Annotated in this window: 15 protein-coding genes; 1 reads left to right on the top strand and 14 read right to left on the bottom strand. The window is 35.7% G+C overall.

Translation table 11 applies throughout. The features are described 5' to 3' along the window. Window positions 1-16: 16 nt before the first annotated feature. From BCI01S_RS14135 to BCI01S_RS14150, 4 genes are all read right to left on the bottom strand, one after another. Window positions 17-691, bottom strand: coding sequence for a sugar transferase (locus BCI01S_RS14135; protein WP_061799471.1), 675 nt, complete (start codon window positions 689-691; stop codon window positions 17-19). A 127-nt stretch (window positions 692-818) separates the two neighbouring features. After that, a complete protein-coding gene (locus tag BCI01S_RS14140) occupies window positions 819-1583 on the bottom strand; it encodes a tyrosine-protein phosphatase (protein WP_061799477.1) in 765 nt (254 codons plus the stop codon). A gap of 82 nt (window positions 1584-1665) precedes the next feature. Continuing rightward, window positions 1666-2376 carry a CpsD/CapB family tyrosine-protein kinase gene (locus tag BCI01S_RS14145; protein WP_061799481.1) on the bottom strand — a complete coding sequence of 237 codons (711 nt, stop codon included), beginning with the start codon at window positions 2374-2376 and terminating at the stop codon, window positions 1666-1668. Next, window positions 2363-3106, bottom strand: coding sequence for a YveK family protein (locus BCI01S_RS14150; RefSeq protein WP_061799483.1), 744 nt, complete (start codon window positions 3104-3106; stop codon window positions 2363-2365). The genes BCI01S_RS14145 and BCI01S_RS14150 overlap by 14 nt, the downstream gene beginning before the upstream one ends. A 223-nt stretch (window positions 3107-3329) precedes the next feature. Between BCI01S_RS14150 and BCI01S_RS14155 the strand changes: the two genes are divergently transcribed. After that, entirely contained in the window at window positions 3330-4133 is an 804-nt protein-coding gene (locus BCI01S_RS14155; RefSeq protein WP_061799486.1) for a hypothetical protein, read from the top strand. A 347-nt stretch (window positions 4134-4480) separates the two neighbouring features. Here BCI01S_RS14155 and BCI01S_RS14160 read toward each other — a convergent pair whose 3' ends face one another. From BCI01S_RS14160 to BCI01S_RS14200, 10 genes are all read right to left on the bottom strand, one after another. Next, window positions 4481-4729: a helix-turn-helix domain-containing protein gene (locus tag BCI01S_RS14160; RefSeq protein ID WP_053215694.1), complete on the bottom strand. Its 249-nt coding sequence runs from the start codon at window positions 4727-4729 to the stop codon at window positions 4481-4483. An 18-nt stretch (window positions 4730-4747) separates the two neighbouring features. Continuing rightward, a complete protein-coding gene (locus tag BCI01S_RS14165; RefSeq protein ID WP_047942563.1) occupies window positions 4748-5047 on the bottom strand; it encodes a lasso peptide biosynthesis PqqD family chaperone in 300 nt (99 codons plus the stop codon). Continuing rightward, window positions 5044-5973: a phosphoenolpyruvate carboxykinase (ATP) gene (locus BCI01S_RS14170; protein WP_047942564.1), complete on the bottom strand. Its 930-nt coding sequence runs from the start codon at window positions 5971-5973 to the stop codon at window positions 5044-5046. The genes BCI01S_RS14165 and BCI01S_RS14170 overlap by 4 nt, the downstream gene beginning before the upstream one ends. 122 nt (window positions 5974-6095) lie before the next feature. Further along, a complete protein-coding gene (locus tag BCI01S_RS25300; protein WP_123258429.1) occupies window positions 6096-6233 on the bottom strand; it encodes a paeninodin family lasso peptide in 138 nt (45 codons plus the stop codon). 43 nt (window positions 6234-6276) lie between these two features. Then, window positions 6277-8226: an asparagine synthase-related protein gene (locus BCI01S_RS14175; RefSeq protein WP_061799488.1), complete on the bottom strand. Its 1950-nt coding sequence runs from the start codon at window positions 8224-8226 to the stop codon at window positions 6277-6279. 133 nt (window positions 8227-8359) lie between these two features. Then, window positions 8360-9745, bottom strand: a complete 1386-nt coding sequence (locus BCI01S_RS14180) for a sugar phosphate nucleotidyltransferase (RefSeq protein WP_061799490.1) — start codon at window positions 9743-9745, stop codon at window positions 8360-8362. A gap of 22 nt (window positions 9746-9767) precedes the next feature. Next, window positions 9768-11576, bottom strand: a complete 1809-nt coding sequence (locus tag BCI01S_RS14185; protein ID WP_061799493.1) for an ABC transporter ATP-binding protein — start codon at window positions 11574-11576, stop codon at window positions 9768-9770. Between the two features lie 3 nt (window positions 11577-11579). Next, on the bottom strand, window positions 11580-12761 hold the full coding sequence (locus BCI01S_RS14190) for a nucleotidyltransferase domain-containing protein (RefSeq protein WP_061799496.1): 1182 nt from the start codon (window positions 12759-12761) through the stop codon (window positions 11580-11582). Continuing rightward, window positions 12739-13227 carry a lasso peptide biosynthesis B2 protein gene (locus BCI01S_RS14195; protein WP_061799501.1) on the bottom strand — a complete coding sequence of 163 codons (489 nt, stop codon included), beginning with the start codon at window positions 13225-13227 and terminating at the stop codon, window positions 12739-12741. Before BCI01S_RS14195 ends, BCI01S_RS14190 begins: the two co-directional genes overlap by 23 nt. Continuing rightward, on the bottom strand, window positions 13215-13526 hold the full coding sequence (locus BCI01S_RS14200; protein ID WP_061799503.1) for a PqqD family peptide modification chaperone: 312 nt from the start codon (window positions 13524-13526) through the stop codon (window positions 13215-13217). The genes BCI01S_RS14195 and BCI01S_RS14200 overlap by 13 nt, the downstream gene beginning before the upstream one ends.

The following is a 13526-nucleotide window of genomic DNA, read 5'->3' on the forward strand; positions in this document are numbered from 1 at the left end:
ATTTCACCATAATCTTTTAATACGCTCCATTTGGTTTAAACATGCATTTTACAGTTCTTAAAATAATTTTAGCATCAAATAGAATTGTTCTTTTTTTTATATATTCAATATCCAATTCAACCATTTGTTGAAAGCCCAACTCATTCCTACCACTTACTTGCCACAAACCAGTACAACCTGGAACTACTAATAATCTCAGCTTGTCATAAGAAGAATAATCAGCTACTTCCCTTGGTAATGGTGGTCTAGGGCCTACTAGACTCATTTCCCCTTTTAAAACATTAAATAACTGGGGTAACTCGTCGATACTGGTTTTCCTAATAAACTTTCCAATCTTGGTTACTCTTGGATCATCTTTCATCTTGAACATTGCTCCAGATACTTCATTTAATTCTAATAACTCTTTCAGACGTTCCTCAGCATCGGATGCCATTGATCTAAACTTATACATATAAAATTCACTACCATCTTTTCCAACTCTTATTTGTTTAAAGAAAACTTTCCCCTTTGGATCTTCTAATTTAATTAAAAGACCAATAATAATAAAAAGGATGCTTAGAACAACTAATCCACAGAATGAACCGATGATGTCTATTGATCTTTTCATTACAAGGTAACTTCGAGCTGTATTTACAGATATATTTTGTTTCATTTCTAAATACAGAGATTGATCCTTATAAAATTCAGACATCACTATATCACCTAACCCTTAATTATTTTTCTTTTTATGTAGTCTCCAGATAACTAATAAATAATAAAACCATGATACTATTGAAATATACATTTTCCTACTATTAGTTATCTAGTAAATTATTGGATTAAAATATCCCTAAAATTTTCTTTCTTTTTATCCGTTCAGGAATTTCTTTTATTATATTCTTATCTTCCACTAGAAATTGGGCATTTTCTTTAAAAAGATAGATATAATCCGTACCAAAATTTGCTTCAATCATATCTAAAGCTTCAGTCATTTTAAATGTTCTATTATGGATATTATGAGCATCGGATGCAATAAAATGGGTTAAATTGTACTCAATCAACTGCTCTGAAAATTTTTTCACGTTCTTTCCAAAATATCCCACCACGCTAGATGCCGTTACTTGAGTTAATGCGCCACCTTTTACGAACTGATAAAGAAGATTAGGCTTTTCCTGCAATTCTTTATTTCTCTCCGGATGTACAATAATTGGAATTATTCCCTCAGTTTGCAATTCATACAATAACCTTTCTGCATATCGCGGCACAGAGGAAGAGGGAAATTCTATGAAAAGATATTTTGTATGATTAAGTGTTAGAATTTCTTCTTTATTATAATCTTCTATCACTTCTCCATAAATTCGTACTTCCTGACCAGGAAGTACGGTAAGAGGAATATTTTCTTGTTTTAATACTGTATTTAGCTCATTTACCTTTGTAAGAATCGAAGATTTCAAATTATTAAACTGATTATTCTTATGATGAGGTGTAGCAATGATTGATGTTATGCCTTCGTTCACGGCTGTTTTTGCCATCTTTATGCTATCTTCTATTGTCTGTGCCCCATCATCAATTCCAGGTAATATATGACTGTGGATATCAATCATTGGTTCTACACCCCTCTATTATTTTACTAACTTTTTCTATAACTATATTAAGTGATATTATCGTAAGCAATTTAACTGATTGTTAATTTGTGCCATAATAATAATAACTACCTTTTTTGTCCGCTTTTTTATTATTTAATACTACACCTAATATTTTTCCCGTCGAAGCAGCAAGCTGCTCTTTCGTTTTCACCACAGCTTCTTTATCCGCTTTCCCGCTCCCTGCTACTAAAATACTTCCATCACAAAGATTGGCCAGCACTTGTGCATCTGTCACAGCCATTACTGGCGGTGTATCGAATAAGACAATATCAAACTCTGCTAATGCTTGTTCTAAAAAATGACTCATTGCTTTTGATCCTAATAGCTCTGAAGGATTTGGTGGTATTGGCCCACTAGGAAGAATATATAAATTCTGTTCATCATCCTGATGAACAGCTTCCATTAAACCCATTTGGTTTGTTAATATGGAGGTCAATCCAGCTGTATTATTTAAATTAAACGTATAATGGACAGTTGGTTTCCGTAAATCTGCATCCACTAATAATACTGTTTTTCCTTGTTGTGCGAACACCACTGCTAAGTTTGCCGTTGTTGTCGACTTTCCTTCCCCTGGTCCCGAGGATGTCACTAATATTGAACGGATTTCTTCATCCACACTTGAATATATGATATTTGTTCGAATATTTCTATACTGTTCAGAGATTGGTGATTTCGGATCATACTTTGCAATCAGTTTTCGCCTATTATTAAGTGCTAAACCGCCCTTTTTTGCTCTTTTACTTGCTGCCAAGTGAATCCCCCCTGCTTCTTCCCTTTTGTGTGCCTCTAAGTTTTGTTTCAAAACTTTCATCAATTTTTGTAATAGCTCCTAGTACTGGTAACTCTAACAATTTCTCAATATCCTGCTCTGTTTTCACAGTGTTATCTAAATATTCAAGTAAGAACGCTAACCCTACACCTATCAATAATCCTACTACTGCAGCAATGGCAATATTTAACGGAGGGTTAGGACTGACTGGTGATTGATTCTCTTGATCATCTGCTAAAGGTAAAATACTTACATTATCTACCTTCATTAAATTCTTAATTTCTTTTTCAAATACTTCAGCCGTTGTATTAGCAATCTGTAACGCAACTGCCGGATCAGAATCTATTACTGAAACTGTCATTATTTGAGAATTCTGTGCGCTCTCTACAGTTATTTTGCTATTTAGTTGTGAAACAGTCATATCTAAATCTAATTCTTTTTTCACATTGTTTAAAATAGCCGCACTTTTTAGTATTACACTATATGTGTTTATTAATTGCACATTAGTCTGAACTTCATTGTAATTATAAATCGATTGATCATCCTTTGCCTGGTTAACAAGAATTTGCGTCGAAGATTTATATTCAGGCGTAATAATGAAATAACTTACCACAGCACTTACTATCATAGCAACTAATGTAATGGAGATAATAAGTGATACTCTTTTCTTTAACGTATCAAATAATTCTTTTAGACTAATAGTTTCTTCCATGACTTCCTCCTAGAAAAATATAAAAACCAAAAATATTATATCATATATCATTGCATATATTGTCATTTCTTGTCATAATTTTAATTGAATTGTTTTTACGTGTTTTACTATATCAATTAATTTACATTTTTGATATATATTTTTTTAAAAAGGGAGAACTTTCCTATCTTATGTACTAATTTGGTAGATTGCTAAATAATTATACTATTCCTAGGAGGTTTCAATGAAAGCTATTATTCTATCTATCCTCTCTATTATTCTCGTGCTCATACTTATTATTGGGAATACCCATTGGAATAATCGAGAGGTCAGTCCTTTAACTAACAGCCAACCTACTAAAGATGCAGAAGTAAAAAATAAAGACCAGGAAGAACATAAAGACCAGTACTTTAGTCTTGACTACTATATGAGTTTCGCCAAGTCTTGGCCTGAGAGTGCCCAGCAAGTACTGGAAGAGAAACTTGCTGATAAACAAGCTTTTCATATCTTATTAGTTGGTTCCGATGAAATTGGCGATGAAGAGCTTGGGTTAATTACCCCATTGCAAGAAGCGTTAGCTAATAAATATGATAAATACGTAACCATTGATAGCATTACATATAATGAGACATCATCCGATTATGTAAATAATAATGACTATGAGTCTATGATCGATAAGAAGCCAGATATGGTCATCTGGGAACCTTTTTTGTTGAATGATAACGGTGTAGTTGATATTTCTACAACCTTATTGAATGTCAACCAAGTGATAAATGAAACAAAAGATGAACTGCCAGATGTAACATTTGTTTTAATGCCGGCACATCCCCTGTATAAGGCAGGTCTTTATCCTATGCAAGCGAATGATTTGCAAAAGTTTGCAGAATCGAAGGAAATTTCCTATTGGAATCATTGGGAAGCATGGCCTGATAGCAATGATTTAAAACTTAAAGATTATTACGTTGAGTTAGGTGATAAATCAAAAGCAAATGAACAAGGCTTTAAAGTTTGGAGCAGCTATCTGGCTAAAAAACTTATTTCTGAATAAACTCTTTACTAACTAAAGCGAGAATTTCTCGCTTTCTTTCTTAAGAATCAATTCTTTATAACGCACACGAATAGCATGTTATCATGATTTCTGAATATTTGTAAATGTTACTTTATTCTCATTTTTTCTTGTAAACGCTACCTAGTTTCTTCTATTATATTATATATTTTACTTACTCATTTAAAGAATGCTCGTTTGCTATAATTGGCTGGCAACATGATGAAGGAAAATGAAAATCGATGGGAGGATTAAAAGCTTATAGGAAGGTTTGCAGGGAAAGTAGGAAGAAAGGGGATTACTTTCCCTTTATCAAAGTTCAACTATGTATCTTTTGGGTGCTCATGCATCTATTTGATCGTTCCTTTACTGCTTGTTTTATTATTAAGCATATCTTTTTCAAAATCATCACTAATTAAGTATTCCACGCTTGTTCCTAGTTTAGCGGCTACTTTTTCTAAGAAGTGTAGAGAGGGATTATTTTGTAAGCCTCTGTCGATGTTGCTTAAGTATGTTTTGGATACCTCCGCCTCTTTTGCCAACCTAGATAACGAATAACCTTTTCGCTGACGTAAATATCGAATTCTTTCGCCAATCATTCATTCTCCTCTTTTCCTTTAGGTACTCTTTATTGTAATCAAACCTTCCTCTTTTAATGTTTCCAAGAAGGAACAAACATGCTGCTCGCATTTTCGTTGTGTTACTTCATATTTTTCCATTAAGATAGCTACCACTCGGTCAATCGAGATTGGCTCCTTTATTAATTCCCAAATATCGCCTCCAATATGACCTAAATTATAGTATTTGCTATTCGCAATGCTTAACATTACTTTTTCTCCATTCATATCACTCACAATATGTCCTGGAGTTTGTACAACGATAGTCTGTTTATTTATTTGCGCTTGTGTTTTCCTCATTTGTCTTCTTCTCCCTTTTGCTTTGTTAAAATAAGCTCTACCAGTTCATTTGCAGTAAAGCGAGATTTCGGCCGTTCGATTTGATAAATAGAGGTACTTTCTAAGAATTTAGATGTGGTTATTAAGTGCCATTCCAATAAACCTAATGGTTGAAGAAAGCTGTTCCGAAAAGTATGCTTATACAATATTTGCAGCCGTTCAAGATTCCGTTTTTCTTTTATTTCAATCTTCTCTCCGTCCTTTTTTGTGAGCTCAAAAAGGCCAGCCAGCGGGAGACAGTTTGTTTCAAATTGCTGTTCTATTGGCACACTAAATTTCTCTTCTCGATAAGCAATCGGTTTGAAAGAAAGATTAGTCATTTCAAACTCATGCAAACTCTCAAGCCATAACTTTTGATAGGGATAGGTAGGGATAACAATTGGTTTTCCGTCTTTATTTAATTGGACTGGAATAATGTCGTCACTTATCAATTTATAGCCTTTTTGTAAAAATGCTCTTGCTAATGTAGACTTGCCTGCGCCACAGTCCCCTACAATGGCATATACTTTCCCCTCAATCACAATTCCACTGCCATGAAGAGGAAGAATTCGTTTTTGCATGAGCAGAATACCCATACATGTACCTAATAAATAGAGGCGCATTTCATCCATTTTATTTGCCGACAATAACGTGATAGAAATGCTTTCCCCTTTTTCGATTAAAAATATTGCGATATTTGGAACATGGAAGAGAACCATATCCCTCTCTATGACAAAATAGTTATTTGCCTTTGCTTTAGCATTCCAATATTCCCGCAGGTCTTTTTCTTTAATCACTAGTTCTGGAATGACTTCTACTTTTTCTTCTTTGCATAACTCTGGCAGCATGAATTCGCTGTACACATGGCATCCAAAAGCATAATAACGAAATGCACTTTTTGTTATCATATGTCCCTCCTACACCTTCTTCCTTATCCTATCAAAAAGAAAAGCCTCTACCTTCTTAACAGCGAAGGATGGAGGCAGATCGAAAAAATATAACTATTATGTCCTAAAAGTGGAATTGATCATTAGCTCCAGCCAAGATCAGGGAATGGCGTTCCAGTTTCATAAGTTGCATCTAACTTATTGTTATTAAATGGTCCTGCCATTGTTTCTTTTACATCTAAAACTTCTAAGTTTGGCTCTTTCCATTCAAGCTTGTTCATCTTATCACCTCCTTTCAAGTTGTAAGATCTAGTATCTTCCTACTCATCCTGCCAACTTTAGCTTTTTTAAAAACCGATACACGATAATGCTTCTAAACAATGCTCGGACATCAGGATCCACTGCGAGTTCAGAAATTGCTCCTTTTTCTAGCTTATCCAGTCCCCTTTTCAAGCAACTATAATTAATATAGAAAAGAATCGCTGGATCTTTTGAAACCTCCCTAGCCTCCTGCAATAGACTCTTCCAATGGGGAATTACTCGATAAAGCCAGTCCGTCCCTTGAGCCCCTCTTATTTGCTGATTCAGTCTTATTTCATCAGGCAAATATCCTTCCGTACTTCTTCTTATCAGAGCACGATCCATTCCCTTCTGTACATACTGATCTTCTGGAATAGACAAACAAAAACGAATAACTCGTAAATCATTTGTCGGGTCTCGACTGATTAATCCATATTTCAGCGAAAGTTTGGTCATGAATGTATTGGAAGCATTCCAGTGAAATAAGTCATCAAAATGCCTTCTCCTTTGCTCAAATGCGTTTAATTCAGAAAACCATCCTGTTGCATCAATTCCTGCTTCTGCTAATTTCGTATATATGCTTGTTTTCGCTGCAAACTCTGGATTAATCAGCGGCGGCGGCCCTCCCGTTGTATATTTCTTCCTTTGCTGATTTAAAAAAGGAAAAGTTTCTCTAAGCACCATCGCAGCAACCCTTTTCCGTGGTCTTGCAATGTTTTTGCTATATGCCTCCACTTCTTTATAGAGTTTAAGCAATCTACATTGTTTTAGTAGAAGAGGAAAATAATCCTGCACTCCTCCCCACGATATAGACAGGTTTCCTCGATTTCCATTCAGAAGAATGCCTATGTCCCGTTTTTGTGCCTCTTCAAAAATCCCCTTAATCCAAAAGGAATTTTCAAAAAACTTATAGGGCATTTCCATTATTTCTAAAAATTCGTCTAACTGTGTGTAGGAATCTTCCCCTTCGAAATCCAGGTAATGATCCTGTAAATGGCCAATATAATTCACTGTTTTATTTACAAAGGCTGATTCATTGGCTACTAAATTCTTCGGACCAAATGGAATAAAGTCTTTTGGTGGTATATAGCTAAAAGTATGTAAGCCAGCATCTCCTCTAAGATGTTTGGCTGCCAAACTGACAACCGACCCTGAATCCAATCCACCACTTAACTGAGACCCAACTTTTTTATAGGTTCTAAGCCTTGCTTGGACAGCTGATTGATAAACCTCCTGAAACGCTTCTACATAATCATTATCAGTAGGTAGATGTATTGGTTTTACTTCAGAGCTTATCTGACTATATCTCTTTACTTTTTTCCGTCCTTTTTCAATTGTGATGCTATGTGATGGCGGCACTTGCTCAATCCCGATAAAAGGAGTAATGGAAGAATCAACCGTATCTACTACTCCAGCAATAGCTAAATATTCAGCTAGCCATTCCTCATTTAACCGCTGCTTGACATTTGGTAATTTCAATAACGATTCTATTACCGTTGAGAAGTAGAACTGCCTTTCCTTATACACATAATATAAAGTTCTGCTTCCCGAAAAGTCTCTTGCACCAAATAACTTTTGCTGCCTTTCATCCCAAAGAAAAAAGGCAAAATCTCCAATCAGATATTTCGGAGTTTCTTCCCCCCATTTAAGATAAGCAAGAAGAATTAACTGCGTATCTGAAATAGTTTGCTGCAAAGAGCGATCAACCTGCAGGGATTGAAACAATTCCATTCGGTTATCGATAATAGAATCAGAGGTAATTACCACTCCGCTTGTTTTATCAAAATAAGGATTTCTCTCTCCAATTGATTCTGGTGTAATCCACTGTGCATGACAGCCAAGAAAAATATTCATCCTGCTATATACTTGAATATCATCGGAAGGGAATCCTTGAAACCCATTCATTATTCTCCTAGCATGCTCAGCTGCTATGCTCGCTTGATTTTCATATAAGATTCCAGCTATACCACTCATTTATTGTGTTTCACCCTCATTTATTCTTAATAAAGAACGAAAATCTTAAAAAAATACGATTACTAAGTAATGTTCTCCTAACAAATTCTTTATTAAGAACATATCATACTACAGACTTCCTAGCAATACCTGTTTATAAATTTATTGCCAGATTTTTATAGGTTATTCCATTCATTATTTGTTTCCATTCTAGTGAGAATCGATAAATATCCTCTTCAACTAGCTCACTGCCTGTCTGTACTTCAATAATTTCCATTGTACTGGTTGCTCTTAAAGCATGCTTTGTTCCTAGGGGAATATGAATAACATCCCCTGACCGAATATGCTGTAGTTGATCATCCAATACTAGGACACCTTCTCCTTTAACAACTGTCCATACCTCACTTCGTTTGTAATGAACTTGATAGCTCAGGTTCTTCCCGGTTTCTACACATATTCTTTTTGTTAAAACTTCATTTCCTTCGAGATATTTCGTATGTTCCAATACCTTATACCAGCCCCACCTTCTCTCTTCAAACATAGGTCTTTCTATTAGGTCTTTTAATATTTCCTTCACTTGCAGACTATCCTCTTTATTTGTTACTAAAATACCATCCGGACTTGCCGCCACCACCACATCATTTAAACCTATTAGTGTAATAGGGATATCCAACTCATTTACAATATGAGAATTGGTTATACCTTTACTAACAAAGCCCTTTCCACTAATCGGGGTTTGCATTTCCTCTGTTAACGTATTCCAGGTTCCAAGGTCTTTCCAAGAGCCCGTATAGGATAAAGCAATTACTTGCTCTGCCTTCTCTGCCACTTCGTAGTCAAAGCTATTCTGAGGTAATAGGTGATATTGACTTACTAGTTGCTCATATTGAATAGGATAGCCTCTTTCCAACAAGATATTAAGCAGGTATTCGATTTTGAAAGCAAATACCCCACTGTTCCATAAACCGCCACTTTCTATTAGTCTTTCTGCTTCTTCTTTTCTCGGCTTTTCCTTGAAAGTGGATACTCGCATATAACTCCTCTCTTCTTCATCAAAAGGAACCATATATCCATATTTTTCAGAAGGATAGGTTGGCTGCACTCCTATTAAAGCGAGGTCTGCATTACTTTCTATTACCGTTTTCTCAAGCTCTTTTACCTTCGAAAAAAAGTGATTCTCTACAAAAGGGTCAACAGGAAGTATCGCTATCACTTCATGAGGACTGCAGCCTTTAACAGAATATAAATAGACAGCGGCTAGAGCAATTGCTGGAAATGTATCTCTTCTTGTTGGTTCTACCACAATAGGCACTTGTGTTCCAACTTGTATTTGAATCATTTCCACTTGCGATTTACTTGTTGCAATCAGCGAATCCTTGGCAAGATCATTTTTTTCAAGCTGTCCCCACACTCTTTGAACCATCGATTCCTTATTGCCCTCTTCATCGGTTAACAATTTCAGAAACTGCTTTGAACGGGCATCATTGGATAACGGCCATAGACGTTTTCCAGAGCCGCCAGACAATAAAACAAGTTTCAATTCCATCCTCTCCTTCTAGAAATTAAGCCAATGTTTGATTTCCGGCTAATTCTTGGGAAACAAGCATTTTTCTTAACGCTCCCTTTGTTTGCGCCAATTGCTTATATTCCCCTTCTTGTATTACCTTTCCAGATTCCAATACCATTACCTTATCTGCATTTCGAATCGTTGATAGACGATGAGCGATTACGATTATCGTCATTCTCCCTTTTAATTGGTCAATAGCCTGCTGAATCTTCTGTTCATTTTCACTATCTAATGCACTTGTTGCTTCATCTAATATGAGAATAGCTGGTTTTCTCAAGATGGCCCGCGCCAAAACGAGACGCTGGCGCTCTCCCCCTGAAAGCCTTATTCCTCTATCTCCAATAACCGTATCCAATCCTTCCGGCATTTGTTTAACAAAATTCTCTGCAGCAGCAAATGACAGAGCTTGCCATAATTCCAGTTCTGTCGCCTTTGGTGCAACCATTAATAAATTTTCTCGAATGCTGCTATGAAATAAAAAAGGCTCCTGAGCAACATAACTAATAGAATTCCGATATAACAGTAACTCCTCCTCTGTTAACGATTTTCCGTTTACAAGCAATCTCCCTTTTTCAGGCTGCAGCAAACCCATTACTAAATCGACTAATGTCGTCTTTCCCGCTCCTGACGGCCCAACTATTGCAGTTGTTTTCTTAAGCGGAAAATGAATATTTACGTTAGTTAGTGTCCAGTCTTCCTGAGATGGTTGATAGCGGAAATAGACATGGTCACATTCTATTGCTTGTTCGAGAGTAAATGGCTCCCATTCCCTTGTGCGAAAGGTACTCCATTCTTGGCTTTTGTTACTTTCCGCTTGAACACGCAGAACATGATCTAATGCCGGAAACATGGAAACAATTTGTTCTACATTACTTTGCAAGGAGGAAAACCGCGGCCATAATCTTGAAAAAATCAAAATAATTATCATAAGCTTCTCTGGTGGCAGTTTAAGAAAGGAAAAAGAAATAGATACAAAAAGGACAATCAAGATACCAGCCATCAGCCGATAAATGAATACAGACTTAGCGTTTAAGCGAACTAAATTCATCACATTATAATGAATTAAATGAGACTTAGACTGAAACCAATCAAAAAAAGATGGCTCAAGCATATTGCTTTTCATATCTTTCATTCCACTAAACTGTTCTGTAATTCCTCCAAAGTAATCGTTCATTAACTCTGTTGTTTCTTTGCCTATTGTTTTAGAATTCCTTACGAATTTCCTCATAAAAATACTAAGTAACCCACCAATAATTAAGACTATGCTTGTTAAGGATGGTGATAAGAGAAAAGCCAGCATTATTTGAACAATAGTAAAAAATACAATGCTGATTAATTGGATAATACTATGTGTTCCCACGCCGACTCGTGATATTTCTGTTGTGAGAATATAGTTAAAATCCGACTTTCTTTTTCTCAGCATATATTCCCACTTCACTTTGATAAGTGATTCATATGTCTCTAGTCGCAGCTGTTTAATAAAGTTCTGCTGGATATCTGTATTTAAAATCGTTTGACTCCGTTGCAGCAAAGCCTGACCACCTATCAATAGAAGATAAATCAATAAGACAGAAGTCAAATTTAGTTGAAATGGCAGCTTTTCCATTGTTGCTACTATTAAAGTAATAGGAAACAGATCATTTATCTGCATATTCAACAATCCAATAACAGCAAGCATTGGTATTAAAAGATAAATGCTAATTCCTTCAAGGGCACTTATTAGAATGCTAAGAAAAATATTAAGATACATCTTCGTTCCAGTAACTGCCTGCAGTTTCTTAAAAAAAACAATAAGATTTCTCATTTTCTAAAGTCTCCTAAGTGAAACTTTTTGCTTTAAAATTACTCGCCACAGCCATAAAATTGGTCTTAATGGAAGATAAAGAAAGTGCAATGATTTTGGTAAAGGAAGCACTTCTGCGTCCCATGAATTGGCATAGAATTTCCGAATGATGTAAGCTGCCTTCTGCTTAAATGGTTTCATCTTAAATAGATACTTTTTTCCTTCCTTATCCCATGTCTTGTCTGGAGGATGAAAAAAGTTGATTCTTTCTCTCATGAATAGAAAAGCCTTTTGTGCGAGTCCCTTCGATTGCTTATTTATCTTTCTCTGATACCTTTTTGAGCTTAATTGTAGGTTTTCAACTAAATAGAGCGCTTGTTGATAGAGGTGGCAGGCTTGATTTTCCATAAAGACTCTGGGACAACTATTAATATCTTCTTCTCTCTTCAATATTTGCACAATATCTTCTAACCACCGAATACGAAACCAGCCATGACGTGCCCCATGTGAAACAAGATAATAGCACAATATTTCCTCACCTAAAGTATAGAATGCTGTTGACCCTATAGACACCGTTTTGCGATTATTCCATAAGTCTGCAAAGCTCGGCTCTTTACTAGGACCGGGATGAAGTCTCCAATGCACTTCCACTTTGCAATTTTTCTCTTTATGAAGGAATTCAAGATGATGGTTTCTTTTTTGCCAGTCTTTTAATTTTCGTGGTGGTTCATACTCCATTTCATATCCTTTTGCTTGAAGGATTTCTATCGTTGACTTTAAATCTTGAAAGGAAATCAGAATATCAAGATCGTTGGAAGTTCTGGAAGATAAGTCTCCGTACAAATAATAGGAAAGAATTGGTCCTTTTAAAGTCAGCATGCGGATCTCATTCTTCGTTAATGCAGTTGAAATATTATCTAGTTCTTTGATCAATTGGAGCATTTTGATTGTATTGTCTTTATATAAACCCTCTACTATTTTGACTACGTTGTTAGGCAAATAGGGAGAGTCTATACTAGACAGTCTTAAATAGATGGATGGATACACTTTATGAAAATAAACTAGCTGAAGAAACTCCTTCCAATCTACCTTTTTATGAAATTCTTCTATCAGTTTTATGGAGTCTTCTTCCTCATTCAATAGCCTTAATAACAACTGCAGTTCATTGGAACAGCTATGCAGATCAATTTCTTCTGATCCCTTCATTCTTTTCACCTCTTTTACTCATACCACCGGCAAATGTATTCACAACGGTAAAACGTTGTTTACCGCGTGCACCTGTCACATAATGCGAACCACTTCTAACCCATGCATGTGCTTCCATTTTGCCTGCTTGGTCCCTAGCGATACCTAGATATAAAGTGGTTGCAATCTTTCTTCTATTTAACATTCTCGTTGCTGCAATTGCTTGGACAAGGCAGGCACTTTCCCAAAATGTATATTTGCTCATCGTCTCAATCGCCAATGATACATCTTTTATCATCTTTTCATTGCCATTTACCTGAACTTCCGTTTCCATCGATTCTTCACCCAGACTAGGAGCAACTTTCGCGAATGGCAATAGTTTCAAAAACCTACCTCTTGCCAAAAAAATAAATGCCTCCATCATTAGGCATTTTAGTTTAAAATCCATTTTGATAAATTTCTTGACTTTCCGTATCACTCTAGGCATCCTTTTAAATCTACCTTTACTAGTAAATTATCTGCTAATAATTCTGCTAAAAAATATTCTACTTGCTGCTCACATTCTTCTTTTGAAACTTCATAGTCCTCCATTAGCATTGCTACGATTTGCTGCTCACTTATCGGATACTTGCAATATTCCCATATCACAGTCCCTATTTCTCCAATCTTGTAATACGTATTTTTTTGCTCATTCCAAATATACATTTGGCTATTTAATTCTTTACATGTATTTTCTTTGTTAACTTGATAAAAACAATCTCTCGCTAACTCCTCATTTAATAACAT

Origin of the sequence: Niallia circulans NBRC 13626, assembly GCF_001591585.1 — a bacterium.
Taxonomy (GTDB): Bacteria; Bacillota; Bacilli; order Bacillales; family Cytobacillaceae; genus Niallia; species Niallia circulans.